Here is a 17,044-nt window from a genome sequence, read left to right as displayed (position 1 = left end):
GACAGGTACGACGCGTTGTAGAGGACGCGCCCCGCATCCGTCAGCGCGATATGCCGGCCGGTGCGCTCGAACAGCGCGACGTCGAGCGAATCCTCGAGTTCCTTGATCTGCCGGCTGATCGCGGCCTGCGTCACGCACAGCACCTCGGCCGCCTGGGTGAAGCTCTCGTAGCGCGCCGCCGTCACGAAACACCGCAGCGCCCGAAGCGACGGCATCTGCGCGAGGAGTCGGTCTGCAAACAATTGCTTCTTCAACATGGCTTTCACTCTCAAAACGGAGGTCGGACGCAGCGTCGGCGCATTCGTCGACGGCAGTCCCCATCGGCCGCCTGCGAGCAGGCTCATCGCAAACCTTTCGATTATCTGAATATTACGGCTTGCGAGTCGGCCGGGCGGCGTCGCGATGACGTCATTCTTGATCGATTGTGCACTGCGTCGCCATTATCGGAAGCGATGATGGAGACGGCAAGGCGCACGGTGGTGCCGCCCATCCGCCCCCGCGCCAGGCCACTGCGCGGCGCGGGGGCGCAGCGCACCATACGCGATGCCGACGCGGCGTAGCGTCGTTCGTTCTGTCGCGCGCCGCGTGCGCCATTCTCGCCGGCCGAGCGGCCGCTGGCCATACTCGTGCGACATGGTGCAGGACAACATCGCAGCCGATCGGCGGCTCGACAAGCCGCCGAAACGGTTTCGCCGCAACCTGCAGCCTGGGCCGCGCGGCCCCGGGGTGCAGCGTGCGCGGCGCGCCCCACTTAGTCCAGCTTCAACCAGGTGGTCTTCAACTCGCAATATTGATCGTGCGCGTACACGGACTTGTCGCGGCCGCCGAACCCCGACTGCTTGAAGCCGCCGAACGGCGTCGACAGGTCGCCTTCGCCGAAGCAGTTCACCGTGACCGTCCCCGCACGAATCCGCGCGGCGACCTTGTGCGCGCTGTTCACGTTGTCGGTCCACAGCGACGCGGCCAGCCCGTAGCACGTATCGTTCGCGATCCGCACCGCGTCGTCGACGTCGTCGTATTCGATGAAGCACACGACCGGCCCGAACACCTCGTCGCGCGCGATGCGCATCTCCGGCGTCACCTGATCGAAGATCGTCGGCTCGACGAACCAGCCGCCCGTCTCCGCGAGGATCGCGCGCCCGCCGCATACCACGCGCGCGCCTTCCGCCTTCGCCTGTTCGATATGGCCGAGCACCTTCTCGTAATGCTTCTGTTCGATCAGCGCGCCGAGCTTCACGTCCGGGTCGAGTGGGTCGCCCGTCTTCCACCCGGCGAGCACCGCCTGGACCTTCTCCAGCAGTTCCGCCTTGCGGCTCGACGGAACGAGGATCCGCGAGCCGGCGCTGCAGTTCTCGCCCATGTTCCAGAACGCGGCCGCAACTGCCTGCTCGGCCACCGCGTCGAGGTTCGCGACGTCCGGCAGGATGACCTGCGGATTCTTGCCGCCGCACTCGAGCACGACGCGCTTCAGGTTCGTATCGGCCGAGTAGTGCAGGAAGCGCTTGCCGGTTGCGGTCGAACCGGTGAACGCGACGAGATCGACGTCCGGATGCCGGCCGATCGCCTCGCCGGCCTCGGCGCCGAACCCCGTGACGACGCTGAACACGCCCGGCGGCACGCCGGCTTCCATCGCGAGATCGGCGATGCGCAGCGTCGACAGCGACGTCTGCTCGGCCGGCTTCACGACGACGCTGTTGCCCACCGACAGCGCGGGGCCGATCTTCCACGCGAGCATCAGCGCCGGGAAATTCCACGGCAGCACGGCGCCGACGACGCCGATCGGCTCGCGCGTGATCATGCTCACGACGCCCGCACCGGACGGCGACAACGCGTCGTAGCGCTTGTCGGTCACCTCCGCGTGCCACCGAATGCACGCGGCCGATTCGGGAATGTCGAGCCCGAGGCATTCGCCGATCGGCTTGCCGGCTTCCAGCGCTTCGAGCAGCGCGAGCTCTTCGGCATGCTCGTCGATCAGTTGCGCGACGCGCAGCAGCACCGCCTTGCGGTGCGCGGGCGCGGCCTTCGACCAGACGCCCGATTCGAACGCGTCGCGCGCGGCCGCGACCGCGCGGTCGACGTCGCGTTCGTTGCAGCGCGCCACTTCGGCAAGCACCTTGCCGGACGCCGGGTTGAGCGTCGCGAACGTCTCACCCGACGCTGCCGCGCTGCGCTGCCCCGCGATGAACGCACGACCGTCGAGCGACAACGCGTTCGCCTTCTGTTTCCAATCCTGATGGGTCGTCATGTCGTTTCCTCAAAAATCAAAGCTCGGCACCAGCCGAGAATTCCTTGGCCCAGATCGTCGCCGACACGGCCAGGTCGACGAGCGGCCGAACCGGCAGCGGACGCGGATGCGGCTGCTTCAGCAACTGCTGCACGAGGCTGTTCGATTCGCCGAGCGCGTATTCGGCGATCAGCTTGCCGGAGGCCGACCCGCGGCTCAGCCCGAGGCCGTTGCAGCCGATCGCCTCGTAGAGGCCGTCGTCGCGCCTGCCGAACAGCGCACCGTTGTTCGAGGACAGGCACAGCGGCCCGCCCCACGTATATTCGAGCTCGACGCCGCCGAGCATCGGGAAGCGGCGCTCGAACGAGCGCTGATGCAGATGCCGCGATTTCGCGAGATCGGCCTGCGACAGCTTCACGTCCGGCCGGAACGCGAAATGGTTGCGCACGCAAATGCGATCGGTGACCAGGCGCCGCACCGTCGTGCCCATCGGATCGGCCGGAATCAGCGCCCACGAGCGCGTGCCGCCGAGTCTCGCCACTTCGTCGGGGTTCATCGGGCGCGTGAGCGACGCGAACGTATAGACCGGCAGCAAACCGTTCGAATGCATGCCGAAGGTCGCCGCGTATGCGTTGGTGCACAGGATCACCTGCTTCGCGACGATCGTGCCGCCGGCGAAATGCAGTACGCGCGTGTCGCCGCGCGGTTCGATCCGCTTCACCGGGCTGAGCTCGAACACCGTCACGTTCGCCGGTTGCGTCGCCGCCAGCCCGCGCATCAGCGCCGCCGGCTGCACGGTGCTGCAGCCCGGCGTGAACAGCGCGCCCGTGTAGAACCCGGTGCCGGTCACGGCCTGGATCGCCGGCTGATCGAGCCATTCGAATGCTTCGCCGATACGCGACAGCCCGTCGGCAAAATGCGCGAGTGCGGTCGCGCCCTTCCGGTTGACCGACGCGTGGAATTTGCCGTCGTCGCGCCAGTCGCAGTCGATGCCGAAACGCAGCACGATCTCGCGCACATAGTCGATGCCGTGCCGCTGAAACCGCACGTCCGCACGATCCTCGTCGATGCTGCGCGAGTAGCTTTCGCTGCTGATGTCGTGCGGCAGGTCGACGAAGAATCCGGAATTGCGCCCGGACGTGGTGCGGCCGATCCGGTCGGCCTCCACGAGCGCGATGGACGCACCGGGTGCGAGCTCCGCCAGCCGGCGCGCGGCACAAAGCCCGGTGATGCCGCCGCCGACGACGACCCAGTCGAACCGGCTGTCCGACTTGACGGTATTGGCGTCCGGTGCGGGCGGAAGACTCTCCCACCACCCGTTCATCCCGTCCGGCGCCGGAAACCGCGCGAATTCCAGAGTCGAGCCCATGACGGATTACCGGCCGTCGCGCAGCAGCGGCTTGACGAGCTTCGCGAACGCGTCGCGCTCGTCGCCCGACAACGCCCCGAGCGGCGCGCGCGCGACGCCGACCGGCAGCCCGGCCAGCTCGCAGCCGTAGCGCACGTACTGAATGAACTTGCCGCTGCGCTCGAGCAGTTCGAGTACCGGCAGCAGTCGGGCCATCAGCTTGCGACCGGTCGCGAAATCGCCGCGCTTCACGCATGCGTCGAACAGGTCGGTGTGCGCTTCCGGCAGGAAGTTCGATGCGCCGCCGACCCAGCTGCGCGCGCCCCACGCGAAGAACTCGAGCGCCTGGTCGTCCATCCCGCAGCTCAGCACGAGCCGGCCGCTGAAATGCGTCGACAGATGATGCAGATGCGCGATGTCGCCGGTGCTTTCCTTCATCGCGACGAAGTTCTTGCGCTCGAGCAGCGTCTCGAGAATGTCGTCGCCGATTTCGGTGCCGGTGCGGGCTGGGAAGTTGTACAGCATGATCGGCATGTCGAGCGCGTCGTCGACCGCGAGCAGGTGCTCGAGCAGTTCCTGCTGGGTCGGCTGCGCATAGTACGGCGCCGCCACGAGCAACGCGTTCAGTCCCGCGCGCTTCGCTTCACGGCCGAGGCGCAGCACCTCCTTCGTCGTGGTCGCGTTGATGCCCGCGGTCAGGAACGTCTTGCCGCCGGCCGCGGCGGCGACCGTGTCGAACGTGCGCACGCGCTCGTCGAAGCTCAATGCGTAGTATTCGCCCGTCGTCCCGCCGATGCCCAGGCCGGATACCCGGCCCGCAAGATCGGCCGCATGCCGGCCGAGCAGTTCGTGGTTGATTTCGCCGTCCGCGTCGAACGGGGTGACCAGCGGAGTGTGTACGCCCTCGAAGCTCATTTTCGATTCCTCAATCAAGTGGTTGCACCAGGTTCCCGCCCGTCAGGCAGGAAACCGGCAATTCGACACAACGTCGTCGGTACGTCGCTGCATACGCGCAGCGACGCCGATCGATTCACTACGTGATCCGAACGATGTTCGAGGTTCAGACCGATTCCCGGATCAGGCGAACGCCTCCGCGTGCGCATAAACGGGAAACTGGCTGCACAGGTCGCGCACGCGGGTCCGTACCGACCGCTCGACCGCTTCGTCGCCGCTCGGATCGCGCTCGAGCGCAGCCAGCACTGCCAGGATCAATTCGCCGATCTGCTCGAACTGCGCGGTTCCGAAGCCGCGCGTGGTGCCGGCCGGCGTGCCGAGCCGGATGCCGGACGTGACGGTCGGGTTTTCCGTATCGAACGGAATCCCGTTCTTGTTGCAGGTGATGCCCGCGCGCTCCAGTGCCTTCTCGGCCTGCGCGCCGGTGATGCGCCGGGCGCGCAGGTCGACCAGCAGCAGGTGGTTGTCGGTGCCGCCCGTGACGAGCGTCAGGCCGCCGGCCGTCAGCACGCGCGCGAGCGCCTGCGCGTTGCGCAACATCTGCTCGATATAGCGGGTGAATTCCGGCCGAAGCGCTTCCGCAAAGGCCACTGCCTTGCCGGCGACGACATGCATCAGCGGCCCGCCCTGCAACCCCGGAAACACCGCCGAATCGATCTGCTTCGCGACCTCGGCGTGGTTCGTCAGGATGAAGCCGCCGCGCGGGCCGCGCAGCGTCTTGTGCGTGGTGGACGTCACCACGTCGGCGAACGGCACCGGATTCTGATGCCGACCGGCCGCGACGACGCCCGCGATGTGCGCCATGTCGACCATCAGCTTCGCATCGACGCTGTCGGCGATCTCGCGAAACGCGGCGAAGTCGAGCGCCCGCGGATACGCGGAGTAACCGGCGATGATCAGCTTCGGGCGATGCCGCCCGGCGAGCCGGCGCACGTCGTCGTAATCGATGCGCAGCGTGTCGCGGTTCACGCCGTACTGCACCGCGTTGAACCACTTCCCCGACAGCGCGGGCCGCGCGCCGTGCGTGAGGTGGCCGCCCGCATCGAGCGACATGCCCATCACCGTGTCGCCCGGCTTGACGAGCGCGAGCATCACCGCGCCGTTGGCTTGCGCGCCCGAATGCGGCTGGACGTTGGCGTGGCTCGCGTCGAACAGCGCGCACGCGCGATCGATTGCGAGCGCCTCGATCCGGTCGACATGGTCGCAACCGCCGTAGTACCGCCGCGACGGATAGCCTTCCGCGTACTTGTTCGTCAGCACGGTGCCCTGTGCTTCCAGCACCGCCGCCGACGCGATGTTTTCAGATGCGATCAGTTCGATCTGGGTTTGCTGGCGACGCAGCTCCAGCGCGATCTCCGACGCGATCACCGGATCCCGGCTCTGAAGCGTTTCGGAAAAAAAGCGGGCGTTCTCGTTCACTTGCTGACTCCGCGACGCGATTCGTGACATGCTGCATGGACTGCGCGTACCGCACATCGCGAGGCCGGCGCCATCGTTGCGGCTCCGCCCATCGGCTTCGGGCGATACGCCCCGCCGGTTCGCGCGGACGACGCCGATCGCATCGTCTGCGCCACCGGGGCGCGGCTTTACTGCTGCAGCCAGGCCTTGAGCTTCTCTGGGTGTGCATCGACGAACTTCTTCGCGGCGCTCGCGTAGTCGTTCGTGCTGTTCCCCTCGAACTCGATCGCCTCGACATCGGCCAGCGTCAGCTTCAGGTGCTTGAAGAACACGTCGGCGCGCGGGAACTTGCCCGCGAACTTCTTCGACGCGAACGCATGAATCTGCTCTTCGCCGCCCAGCGTGCCCTTCGGATCCTTCAGGTAACGCATCTGCCACTTCTGGAACAGCCAGTGCGGGCTCCAGACCGTTGCGACGATCCACTGCTTCGACTGGTACGCACGCGACACGCTCGCCAGCATGCCGGCCTCGCTCGACGCCTGGAGGTTGTAGCCGTCCAGGTTGTACGCCTTGATGGTCTTCTCGGATGCCTGCATCAGGCCGCCGCCCGGCTCGATGCCCTGGATCGTGCCGTTCAGCTTGCTCTTGACTTCCGCCTTGTTCAGGTCGGCGATCGACGACAGCTCCGATTCCGGAATGTAGGTTGGCACCGCCCAGCCGTTCTTGCCGCCGGTGTAGATGATGCCGACGTCGTCCAGGTCGTTCTTGTACTTCGCGTAGTAGGTCCCGTGCGTGACCGGCAGCCAGCCCCCGACCATGATGTCGAGATCGCCACGCGCGACACCCTGGTACTGGATGCCGATGTCGGCCTGGACGAACTGCACCGGTTGCTTGAGTTGCGTCTCGAGCACGTACTTCGCGACGTTCGCCACCGCGAGCACGTCCGCCCAGTTGGTCACCGCGATCTTGACCGGCTCGGCCGCCGATGCCGCGCCCACACCTGCACTGCAGGCCACCACCGTCGATACCGCAAGTTTCGCCAGAAGCGACTTGAACGTATGGGTATTCATCTAGTACTCCTTTTTAATCACGCGAGTCTTTCAAGGGTGAGGAACGCCTTCGATCGGCGTTTCCGGTCTCCACGCACTGCTACACCGGTTCCGCCGCGGCACCGTGGCCGCGACGCTTCATCGTCCTTCAAATGCCTTCGACCGCCCTGTTCGTCAGGTGCGTGCCGCGCCACGCGGGCCGACCTTGCCGGCGCGCACGATCGGCTTCTTCGCCTTCTTCTTCGCCTTCACGCCGAAGCTTTCCGTCAGGCGATCCAGTACGATCGCGAGCAGCACGACGCCCAGCCCGCCTTCGAAACCGATCCCGATGTCGAGACGCTGAATGCCGCTCAGCACGTATTCGCCGAGGCCGCCCGCGCCGATCATCGACGCAACCACCACCATCGACAGCGCCATCATGATCGTCTGGTTCACGCCGGCCATGATCGACGGCAGCGCGTTCGGCAACTGGATCTTCCACAGCAGCTGCCAGTCGGTGCTGCCGAACGAGCGCCCTGCCTCGATCAGTTCCTCGCGGACCTGCCGGATGCCGAGCGTCGTCAGCCGCACGACGGGCGGCATCGCGAACACGATCGTCGCGATCACCGCCGGCACGCGTCCGAGCCCGAACAGGATCACGGCCGGGATCAGGTACACGAACGCGGGCATCGTCTGCATGAAGTCGAGCAGCGAGCGCAGGATCATGCCGATCCGGTTGTTGCGCGCGCCCCAGATCCCCAGCGGGACGCCGATCACGAGGCTGAAGAAGGTCGCCGCGGTAACGAGCGCGAGCGTCGATACCGTCTGTGCCCACAAGCCCATGTAATGGATGACGAGCAGCGCGAGGCCGACGAAGATCGAGAACACGATGCCGCGGCGCCACAGCGCGAGCCCCACCATGATCACGACCATCGCGATGAACGGCACGGCGGCGAGACCGTCTTCGAGCAGCTTCACGACCGCGCCGAGCCCCGCCGAAAACGTGTCGAAACCACCGCGGAAATGCAGAAACAGAAAGTTGACGAAGTCTTCCGCGAACTTCCCGATCACCGACGCGTTCATGCTGCCCTCCGTTGCATCATCTGCTTGAGTATCGTCCGGCAGGACACGACGCCCGCCAGTTGTCCCGCCGCGTCCGTCACCGGCACGTCGTGCTGCCGGGTCAGCGCGATCGACGCGAGCCGATGCAGATCCGTATCGATCGACACCGCATGGAAGTCGGGCAGGAATGCCTCGCGAATCGGCCGGACACCGGACCGGTGCAGTGTGGCGGCCGTCACGCAGCCGAGGTAATGGCCGGCCTCGTCGCACACGTAGCCGCATTCCGCGCCGCTGTCGATCAACCGGTTCAGGTAGCGGTCGGACGACGTGCCCGCGTCGCACTGAATCAGCCCGCGCTCGATCTTCGTCAGCAGGCTCGACGCCTTCAGGAAGCGCGATACGTCGACATTGCGGAAGAAGTCCTGCACGTAGGCATCCGCCGGTGTCTGGATCAGTTCGGCCGGCGTGCCGACCTGGATCAGGCAGCCGTCCTTCATGATGCCGATGCGGCCGCCGATCTTCACCGCTTCCTCGATATCGTGGGAGATGAACACGATCGTGCGCTGCTCTTCCTTCTGTAGGCGCAGCAGCTCGTTCTGCATTTCGAAGCGGATCAGCGGATCAAGTGCGGAGAAAGCCTCGTCCATCAGCAGGACCGACGGGTTCACCGCGAGTGCGCGGGCAAGGCCCACGCGCTGCTGCATGCCGCCGGACAACTCGCTCGGCAGCAGCTTCTCGTACGACCCGAGCCCGACGCGCTCCAGCGCGGCACGCGCGACCTCGTAGCGCTGCGCTTTCTTGATCCCCGCGACCTCGAGCCCGTACGCGATGTTGTCGAGCACGGTCCGGTTCGGCAGCAGCGCGAACGACTGGAACACCATCGCCATCTTCCGGCGTCGAACGTCGCGCAATTCCGGCGTCGACATCGGCGCGATGTCGCGGCCTTCGAGCACGACCTGCCCGGACGTCGGCTCGATCAGCCGGTTGAGCAGACGTACCAGCGTCGATTTACCCGAGCCCGACAGCCCCATGATCACGAAGATCTCGCCGGCCCGCACGCTCAGGCTCACGTCGTCGACCGCCACCATGTTGCCGGTTTCGGCGAAGATCTCGTTGCGCCCGACGCCGCGCTTCATCAGCTCGATCGCACGCTCGGGCTTCGGACCGAAGATCTTCGACAGGTGCTTGACGGTCAGGATGTCGGTTCCGGTCGCGATGCTCGACCGGGCGATCGACGGCGCACCGTCGGTGGAGATTGCTCCGGGGGGAAGTACGTCGCCCGGTGCAAACGTCAGATTTGGGGCCATTCTGTCATCCCGACTAACTGGTAACGGAAACCGCGAACTCCGCACGTGTCGCCATCGATTGCCGGCTTGCTGCCAGGGCTCGATGCCGCGCTCGCGTGGTTGACGGCGCTGATTCAGTGACTGCAGCGTATCAATCCAATTTCGTCGCTCCAGATACATTTTCTGTGCGCTTTTCCATACCTTTGGTAATGCATCGAATGCGGGCAAAAAGGCATGACTGCCCCGAAACCGTGCGAATGACGTGAAAACCAGTGCCGGTGCGGCTGTGCGGGATTGGACGAGAATTGCGCCGAGGCGGCGTGCGTGGCGTGCGCAGGGGTGCGCTAGGGGAAAATCCCGACGAGGGGACTTAAGGGAAACTACCAGGAAGACGCGCATTCGACGGCGCACATGGCCGTCGGGCCGGCTCTCGGCAGGGCGGCCCGGCAGATGCTCGCGATGTTCAAGCGTCCCTTGCCGCGGGACCTCGCGGCGCTCGACGCGTAAGCGCGTCGCGCAAAGCAAGCGGCCGCCCGAAGGCGGCCGCGCGAAGAGGCACTGATGCGCCGCTTACTTGCTGTAGTCGTACACCCCCCGCCCCGTCTTGCGCCCCAGCCGCCCTGCCGACACCATCTCGCGCAGCAGCGGGCACGCACGGTACTTCGTGTCGCCGAAGTCCTTCAGGAACACGTCCATCACCGCGAGACACACGTCGAGCCCGACGAGGTCGGCCAGCGCGAGCGGCCCGATCGGATGGTTCGCGCCGAGCTTCATCCCCGCGTCGATCTCCTCGGCCGACGCGATGCCCTCGGCCAGCACGAAGAACGCTTCGTTGATCATCGGCACGAGGATCCGGTTCACGACGAAGCCCGGCGCGTTGCGCACGCCGATCGGCGACTTGTCGAAACGCTCGGTCAGCGCGCGCACCGCCGACGCGGTCGCGTCGCTCGTCTGCAGCCCGCGGATGATCTCGACGAGCGGCATCAGCGGCACCGGGTTGAAGAAGTGCATGCCGACGAAGCGCGACGGATCGGCGAGCAGCGCCGCGAGCGACGTGATCGAGATCGACGACGTGTTGGTCGCGATGATCGCGTCGGGCCGCGCGACCGACTCGATCTGCTTCAGGATGCGGCTCTTCAGCTCGACGTTCTCGGTCGCGGCTTCGATCACGATGTCGACCGCGGCGAGCTTCGCGTAGTCGGTCGACGTCGTGATGCGCGCGAGCGCGGCGTCGCGTGCGCCGGCGTCGAGCTTGTCCTTCGACACGAGCCGCTCGAGGCTGCCCTTCAGCGCGGCGACGCCCTTGCCGAGCGCCGCGTCGCTGACGTCGATCATCACGACGTTGAGTCCTGCAACGGCCGCGGTTTGCGCAATGCCGTTGCCCATGGTTCCGGCGCCCACGACGCCGACGGTTTCGATTGCCATGACGATTCCTGTGTATTCGGGTGCTGAGCGGTCGATTATCAGATGTTCTCGAAGATCGCCGCAATCCCCTGGCCGCCGCCGATACACATCGTCACGAGCGCGTAACGCCCGCCGATGCGCTTCAGCTCGTACAGCGCCTTGACCGTGATCAATGCGCCGGTCGCGCCGATCGGGTGACCGAGCGAAATGCCCGAGCCGTTCGGGTTGACCTTGGCCGGATCGAGGCCGAGCTCCTGCGTGACCGCGCACGCCTGCGCGGCGAACGCCTCGTTCGCCTCGATCACGTCGAGATCGGTGATCTTCAGGCCCGCGCGCTCGAGCGCCTTCTGCGTGGCCGGCACCGGGCCGATGCCCATGTACGCCGGATCGACGCCCGCGTGCGCGTACGCGACGAGACGCGCGAGCGGCTTCACGCCCTGCGCGCGCGCGGCATCCGCGCTCATCATCAGCACCGCGGCGGCCGCATCGTTGATCCCCGACGCGTTGCCGGCCGTCACCGTGCCGTCCTCCTTCACGAACACCGGCTTCAGCTTCGTGAAGTCGTCCGGGCCAGCGTCGTGACGCACGTGCTCGTCGGTGTCGAACGCGACCTCGCCCTTCTTCGTGCGGATCGAGATCGGCAGGATCTGGTCCTTGAAGCGGCCTTCGGCGATCGCGCGCGCCGCGCGACGATGCGATTCGAGCGCGAGCGCATCCTGCGCATCACGCGAAATGCCGTACTTTTTGGCGACGTTCTCTGCGGTCACGCCCATGTGGATCGTCTGGAACGGGTCATGCAGCGCGCCGAGCATCATGTCGACGAGCTTTGCGTCGCCCATGCGCTGGCCGAAGCGCGCGGCCGGCACCGTGTACGGCGCGCGGCTCATGTTCTCCGAGCCGCCGCCGATCGCGACGTCGGCGTCGCCGAGCATGATCGTCTGCGCGGCCGACACGATCGCCTGCAGGCCGGAGCCGCACAGGCGGTTCACGGTGAGCGCCGGCGTGTGCTGCGCGACGCCGCCGTTGATCGCCGCGACGCGCGCGAGATACATGTCCTTCGGCTCGGTGTTCACGACGTGGCCGAACACGACATGCCCGACCGCATCGCCCGGCACGTTCGCGCGCGACAGCACTTCGCTCACGACCTTCGCACCGAGATCGGTCGGCGAGAAATCCTTCAGGCTCCCGCCGAAATCGCCGATCGCGGTACGGACACCGCTCACCACCACGACTTCCTTCGCTGCATTGCTCATCGTCTCACTCCGGTTCGTTCGCGCCCGCGGGCGCGGGGATGCGTTGCGTTACATGTTCGGGTAATTCGGCCCGCCGCCGCCTTCCGGCGTGACCCACACGATGTTCTGCGTCGGGTCCTTGATGTCGCAGGTCTTGCAGTGCACGCAGTTCTGCGCGTTGATCTGCAAGCGATCTTCGTTGCTGTCGTTCTTGACGAACTCGTAGACGCCGGCCGGACAGAAGCGCGCTTCCGGGCCCGCATACGTGCGCAGGTTCACGTTCACCGGCACGTTCGCGTCCTTCAGCGTCAGGTGCGCCGGCTGGTGTTCCTCGTGGTTCGTATTCGAGATGAACACCGACGACAATCGGTCGAACGTCAGCTTGCCGTCCGGCTTCGGATACTCGATCGGCGTGCACTGCGATGCCGGCTTCAGCATCTCGTGGTCCGCATGCTTGTGGTGCAGTGTCCACGGCACGTTGCCGCCCATCACCTTCTGTTCCAGCCCGACATCGCGTGCCGAGGTAGAGACCTTCGCATCCACTGCTTGAGTTGCGCGCGCGGTCAGCTCCTGTACAGCCACGATTGCTTGAAGGCGTCCGGATACGCGTGGAGTCGTCGCTCTGGCGGCCAGCCTGCAGCGCGTCGAACGCGGCGTCCGCCCCCAGCATGCCGGTCTTGATCGCCGCGTGGGCCGCCCTTGATCCGCGATGCGTTCAGGAAGCCCGCGTCGTCGCCAATCAGCGCGCCGCGGAACCGTTTCGGCAGCGACAGCAGGCCGCCGGCGTGACGCCAGGGTACACACGCTGCGCCCTTCGGGAACGCGCGATCACGGGTGGTTTGTAGCGCTGGAATTCTCGAACGGCACAGATACGGGTTCGTGTAGCCGAGTGCGACAAGCCGACGACCACCTGGTTTGTCCATGTGAACAGAACAGCCGCCGTACGTATCCGACTTCAGCGGCAGCCGCCGTTTCACCACCGCTTGTGTTCGCGGTCGATTTCCCACATTCCTTGATGCATCTACGCCTGCATCGGCGTTTCGCGTCGGCTGACTCGAGATCAGTTGGCCAGATGACGGCACCTTGCGAACAGCGTGTACTTCGCGTGCAGTTCCATGCCGAGCTGGAAGTTCTCCGGTCGGCTCGCCGTCCTTGCCCACGCCCATTTGCGGTGCGACGCCCTTCACGGAACCGTCGTCGTTGTAGAGAATCTCCGCGGCCGGGAAGCCCGGGAAGATCTCGACGCCCAGGGCTTCCGCCTGCTGGCCAAGCCAACGGGTCACATTGCCCAGCGAAATCACGTAGTTGCCGTGGTTCTTGAAGTTGTCGGGCAGCGCCCAGTTGGGCGTGGTGACCGCGCTGCTCTCGGACAGGAACAGGAAGCGATCTTCGGTCACCTCCGACGTTCAACGGCGCACCCTGTTCCTTCCCAGTCGGGAAACAGCTCGGTGATCCGCGCGCGGGTCCATCCACCGCGGCCCGACAGGATGTTGCGCGCCGATCCGGAACCCTTCTCGAGCACGCACAACGCCGATCTCGGTGCCTTTCTCGGCGGCCAGCTGCTTGAGCCGGAATCGCGGCCGACCAGCCCGGCCGGCCGCCCGCCGACGATCACGACGTCGTATTCCATCCGATTCGCGCGGGGCCGTATTGCGCGAGCAAGTCCTGTGTGGTCAAAATCCTGTCTCCTCCTGCGCCCCGACCGTTACGGTCAGAACTGGTCTTCCGTCAACGCGAGCACGCTCTCGTTGCCCTTCGCGCCGACGATCGACGCTTCGAGCCCGCCTGCCTGCACGAGGACGTGTTCCGCATAGCATTGTGCGATCGCGATCTTCGCGTCGAAGAACGCCGTGTCGCTCGCACGGTTCGCGTGCGCCGCCAGCAGCGCACGCGCCATCTGCCATCCGCACAGCACGACGCCCGCCAGCTTCAGGTACGGCACGCTGCCCGCGAACACCGCGTTCGGGTCCTGCTTCACGTTCGCGACCACGTAGTCCACCACCGTCGACAGCGCGCGCGCACCCTTCTCCAGCTGCGCCTTCATCGACGCGGCCGCCGCGCCGTCGACCTTGCCGAGCGCCGCGACGGTGTCGCCGATCTCCGCGATCAGCGCCTTCGCCACCGCGCCGCCGTCGCGCATCGTCTTGCGGCCGACCAGGTCGTTCGCCTGGATGGCGGTCGTGCCTTCGTAGATCGCCAGGATCCGCGCGTCGCGGTAGTACTGTGCGGCGCCGGTTTCCTCGATGAAGCCCATCCCGCCGTGCACCTGCACGCCGAGGCTCGCCACGTCGTTCACCATCTCCGTGCTCCAGCCCTTCACGACCGGCACCAGATATTCGTAGATTGCCTGATGACGCGTGCGCGTCGCCTCGTCCGAATGGCGGTGGGCAATGTCGCTGTGCGCGGCTGCGACGTACGCGAGCGCCCGCGCGCCCTCGGTCAGCGCGCGCATCGTGCCGAGCATGCGGCGCACGTCCGGGTGATGGATGATCGTCACCGACTGCTTGGCCGACCCGTCCACCGGGCGGCTCTGCACGCGCTCCTTCGCGAATTCCGCGGCCTTCCGGTAGGCACGGTCGGCCACGCCGATCCCCTGCATCCCGACGCCGAAACGCGCCGCGTTCATCATGATGAACATGTATTCGAGGCCGCGATTCTCCTCGCCGACGAGGTAGCCGATCGCACCGCCGTTGTCGCCGTACTGCAGCACCGCGGTCGGGCTCGCCTTGATGCCGAGCTTGTGCTCGATCGACACGCAGTGCACGTCGTTGCGCGCGCCGAGCGAGCCGTCGTCGTTGACCAGGAACTTCGGCACGATGAACAGCGAAATGCCCTTCACGCCTTCCGGCGCGTTCGGCGTGCGCGCGAGCACCAGGTGGACGATGTTGTCCGCCATGTCGTGCTCGCCCCACGTGATGAAGATCTTGGTGCCGAACACCTTGTACGTGCCGTCGCCCTGCGGCTCGGCGCGCGAGCGCACCAGCGCCAGGTCCGAACCGGCCTGCGGCTCGGTCAGGTTCATCGTGCCGGTCCATTCACCCGAGATCAGCTTCGGCACGTAGCGCTGCTTCTGTTCGTCGGTGCCGGCCGTCAGCAGCGCCTCGATCGCGCCGTCGGTGAGCAGCGGGCACAGCGCGAACGACAGGTTCGCCGCGTTCAGCATCTCGATGCACGGCGTCGCGATCAGCTTCGGCAGCCCCTGGCCGTCGTATTCGGCCGGATGCTGCAGACCTTGCCAGCCGCCTTCGACGAACTGGCGGAATGCGGCGCCGAAGCCCGGCGTCGCGGTCACGACGCCATCCTTCCAGCTGCTCGGGTTGCGGTCGCCCTCGACGTTCAGCGGCGCCAGCACCTCGTCGCAGAATTTCGCGGATTCGTCGAGCACGGCCTGCGCCGTGTCATAGCCGGCGTCCTCGAAACCCGGCAACTGCGCAACGGTGTCGATGCCCGCGAGTTCCTTCAGCACGAACAGCATGTCCTTGACAGGGGCGTTATAGCTCATGGTCGATGTTCCAAATCAGGCGGTGAATGAGGCGCGCGGCCCGGGCGGCTGCGGCAAAACCGGCCAGCGCCAGGCGACGTCGTGGCCCATCGTAATGCCGCGCCGGCGGTTTTCCATTGTCATATCCGGCCCACATGGTGACAAAACCGGCCACACGATGCGCGGGGCGATGGCGGAAACGGGCGTCCGGGCGGGGCGGTTCGGGTGCCGTTTCCAGCATAAACGATGCGCAATCGGCGTGCCGGCCGGACGGGCCGGGCGGCGGCTCGAACGACCGGCGAAGCCGAAAACCGGGAGACGATCATGGACATCGCCGAAGGATGCCGGCCTGAGCGCGTGCGACGGCAACCGCGCCGAGCACATGGCGGCCGGCGCCAAATCGGCCGCCCTTTTTCGCTGCCCGGGCCGGCACGTTTCTGCATAGACTTTCGTCTCATCAAGCCAGCGAGCACCGGAGCACAGACCAGCATGAGTGAACGCCCGAAGCACATCGCGGATTTCGTCCGGATCGCCGGCGAACTGTTCCAGTCGGACCGGCTTCCCCCCGCCGCGCGCGCATTCGCGCCGAAAGTATTCGCGCGGCTGCAGACGCCGTCGGACAACGGAACGCGGCTCGCGGAGCGCTACCCCGCCAGCGCATGGCTCGCCCCGGCGCTCGAGTCGGTTGCGCACGTCAGCCCGACGTTCGCCACGGTTGCACGGCTGATCAGGTCGCTCGAACCCGTGGTCGGATGGTCGCGTCGCACGTCGGGCAAGGACGGCAGCCCCAACTACATCGACGGGCACGCGAACGCGATGATCTGCGGGCCCGGCGGCGCGGAGAGCCGCGACGACATTCAGCTCGGCTTCTCGCTGATGATGCCCGGCGTCAGATATCCGGATCATGGTCACGCGCCGGAGGAAGCGTACGTGCTGTTGACCGCCGGTGAATTCCGGCAGCAGAACGGCGAATGGTTCGATCCCGGTATCGGTGGCGGCATCCACAACCCGCCCGGCGCGCTGCATGCGATGCGCGCCGGCGATACGCCGTTCCTCGCGATATGGTGCCTGCTGAATTGATCCGACGATCGTCGCGATGCGCTGACGGGTCCGCCTGCGGTGAGCGCCCGGCCATTGACCTACCGGTCGGTCCGGATTGCTTCAAACCGCTGTTGAACGGTACCCAGGCGTTTCGCGATCGGCCCGATCATGCCGGCATGCGTGTAAGCGGAACGATTCGACCTCTGCCCGAATCTCCGGCTTCCGTGTACGCCGACGAAATCATCCGAAGGAAGGCGAGCCGACCGGGCAACGAGCGGCGAGATCATCGACCGGAAGCCGGCCATGGGAACCGGCGAAGGACGCCGGTCATGGGAAGCCCGTGCAGCCCACAGCGCGACGGCCGGCTCACGCAGCCGCACCGCACGGCGGAAATCGCGGTCCGACCGCATCGTCAACCTCCATTCGGTCGACGCGATATCGCCCGCGCGTGGATAAAACGCAACAGCACGGCAGAAGACGCGTTCGACGATTTTGTGTCCTCGATGGCGCCTTTGTTATCGGGCATACTCTATTCGCGCCCAGCGAACGGTCGTTCCATTTTTAATGCGAACCCTCGCGCGAGCCA

At 66.3% G+C, this 17,044-nt stretch carries 12 protein-coding genes and 1 pseudogene; 1 reads left to right on the top strand and 12 read right to left on the bottom strand.

The genetic code is table 11. The features are described 5' to 3' along the window. The 12 genes and pseudogenes from PL79_RS07245 to PL79_RS07190 all read right to left on the bottom strand — a co-directional run. Positions 1 to 257, bottom strand: a 257-nt coding sequence (locus PL79_RS07245; RefSeq protein WP_135800993.1) for a LysR family transcriptional regulator, incomplete at its 3' end; no start/stop codon positions are given. A 494-nt stretch (positions 258 to 751) separates the two neighbouring features. Continuing rightward, the gene (locus tag PL79_RS07240; RefSeq protein ID WP_044848474.1) at positions 752 to 2,245 is read right to left on the bottom strand and encodes an aldehyde dehydrogenase; all 1,494 of its coding nucleotides are present in this window, start codon (positions 2,243 to 2,245) and stop codon (positions 752 to 754) included. Between the two features lie 16 nt (positions 2,246 to 2,261). Beyond that, positions 2,262 to 3,593 carry an NAD(P)/FAD-dependent oxidoreductase gene (locus PL79_RS07235; protein ID WP_044848473.1) on the bottom strand — a complete coding sequence of 444 codons (1,332 nt, stop codon included), beginning with the start codon at positions 3,591 to 3,593 and terminating at the stop codon, positions 2,262 to 2,264. A 6-nt stretch (positions 3,594 to 3,599) separates the two neighbouring features. Further along, a complete protein-coding gene (locus PL79_RS07230) occupies positions 3,600 to 4,487 on the bottom strand; it encodes a dihydrodipicolinate synthase family protein (protein WP_044848472.1) in 888 nt (295 codons plus the stop codon). Between the two features lie 162 nt (positions 4,488 to 4,649). Then, complete coding sequence (gene glyA, locus PL79_RS07225) at positions 4,650 to 5,975, bottom strand: serine hydroxymethyltransferase (RefSeq protein ID WP_082088736.1); 1,326 nt, start codon at positions 5,973 to 5,975, stop codon at positions 4,650 to 4,652. 137 nt (positions 5,976 to 6,112) lie between these two features. Further along, a complete protein-coding gene (locus tag PL79_RS07220) occupies positions 6,113 to 6,994 on the bottom strand; it encodes a glycine betaine ABC transporter substrate-binding protein (protein WP_044848470.1) in 882 nt (293 codons plus the stop codon). A gap of 153 nt (positions 6,995 to 7,147) precedes the next feature. Next, complete coding sequence (locus PL79_RS07215; RefSeq protein ID WP_044848469.1) at positions 7,148 to 8,035, bottom strand: ABC transporter permease; 888 nt, start codon at positions 8,033 to 8,035, stop codon at positions 7,148 to 7,150. Next, positions 8,032 to 9,321, bottom strand: coding sequence for a quaternary amine ABC transporter ATP-binding protein (locus tag PL79_RS07210; RefSeq protein WP_044848468.1), 1,290 nt, complete (start codon positions 9,319 to 9,321; stop codon positions 8,032 to 8,034). Before PL79_RS07210 ends, PL79_RS07215 begins: the two co-directional genes overlap by 4 nt. A 549-nt stretch (positions 9,322 to 9,870) precedes the next feature. Beyond that, on the bottom strand, positions 9,871 to 10,725 hold the full coding sequence (locus tag PL79_RS07205) for a 3-hydroxybutyryl-CoA dehydrogenase (protein WP_044848467.1): 855 nt from the start codon (positions 10,723 to 10,725) through the stop codon (positions 9,871 to 9,873). Between the two features lie 38 nt (positions 10,726 to 10,763). Beyond that, positions 10,764 to 11,957: a beta-ketothiolase BktB gene (gene bktB, locus PL79_RS07200; protein WP_044848466.1), complete on the bottom strand. Its 1,194-nt coding sequence runs from the start codon at positions 11,955 to 11,957 to the stop codon at positions 10,764 to 10,766. Between the two features lie 48 nt (positions 11,958 to 12,005). Next, positions 12,006 to 13,613: pseudogene (locus tag PL79_RS07195) on the bottom strand (electron transfer flavoprotein-ubiquinone oxidoreductase). 34 nt (positions 13,614 to 13,647) lie between these two features. Next, positions 13,648 to 15,438 carry an acyl-CoA dehydrogenase gene (locus PL79_RS07190; protein WP_044848464.1) on the bottom strand — a complete coding sequence of 597 codons (1,791 nt, stop codon included), beginning with the start codon at positions 15,436 to 15,438 and terminating at the stop codon, positions 13,648 to 13,650. Positions 15,439 to 15,906: 468 nt separating this feature from the next. Between PL79_RS07190 and PL79_RS07185 the strand changes: the two genes are divergently transcribed. Then, positions 15,907 to 16,497: a dimethylsulfonioproprionate lyase family protein gene (locus tag PL79_RS07185; protein WP_044848463.1), complete on the top strand. Its 591-nt coding sequence runs from the start codon at positions 15,907 to 15,909 to the stop codon at positions 16,495 to 16,497. Positions 16,498 to 17,044 lie beyond the last annotated feature (547 nt).

Origin of the sequence: Burkholderia sp. USMB20 (assembly GCF_000949135.2) — a bacterium.
Classification (GTDB): Bacteria; Pseudomonadota; Gammaproteobacteria; order Burkholderiales; family Burkholderiaceae; genus Burkholderia.
The sequence above is the reverse complement of the archived record's forward strand: the minus strand, read 5'-3'. Positions and strand labels throughout refer to the sequence as shown.

What these genes read in the sequence shown, in the direction of transcription:
- PL79_RS07205 (WP_044848467.1), bottom strand. Translation starts at nt 10,725, where the DNA reads ATGGCAATCGAAACCGTCGGCGTCGTGGGCGCCGGAACCATGGGCAAC.
- bktB (WP_044848466.1), bottom strand. Translation starts at nt 11,957, where the DNA reads ATGAGCAATGCAGCGAAGGAAGTCGTGGTGGTGAGCGGTGTCCGTACC.
- PL79_RS07210 (WP_044848468.1), bottom strand. Translation starts at nt 9,321, where the DNA reads ATGGCCCCAAATCTGACGTTTGCACCGGGCGACGTACTTCCCCCCGGA.
- PL79_RS07235 (WP_044848473.1), bottom strand. Translation starts at nt 3,593, where the DNA reads ATGGGCTCGACTCTGGAATTCGCGCGGTTTCCGGCGCCGGACGGGATG.
- PL79_RS07215 (WP_044848469.1), bottom strand. Translation starts at nt 8,035, where the DNA reads ATGAACGCGTCGGTGATCGGGAAGTTCGCGGAAGACTTCGTCAACTTT.
- PL79_RS07240 (WP_044848474.1), bottom strand. Translation starts at nt 2,245, where the DNA reads ATGACGACCCATCAGGATTGGAAACAGAAGGCGAACGCGTTGTCGCTC.
- glyA (WP_082088736.1), bottom strand. Translation starts at nt 5,975, where the DNA reads ATGTCACGAATCGCGTCGCGGAGTCAGCAAGTGAACGAGAACGCCCGC.
- PL79_RS07230 (WP_044848472.1), bottom strand. Translation starts at nt 4,487, where the DNA reads ATGAGCTTCGAGGGCGTACACACTCCGCTGGTCACCCCGTTCGACGCG.
- PL79_RS07190 (WP_044848464.1), bottom strand. Translation starts at nt 15,438, where the DNA reads ATGAGCTATAACGCCCCTGTCAAGGACATGCTGTTCGTGCTGAAGGAA.
- PL79_RS07220 (WP_044848470.1), bottom strand. Translation starts at nt 6,994, where the DNA reads ATGAATACCCATACGTTCAAGTCGCTTCTGGCGAAACTTGCGGTATCG.
- PL79_RS07185 (WP_044848463.1), top strand. Translation starts at nt 15,907, where the DNA reads ATGAGTGAACGCCCGAAGCACATCGCGGATTTCGTCCGGATCGCCGGC.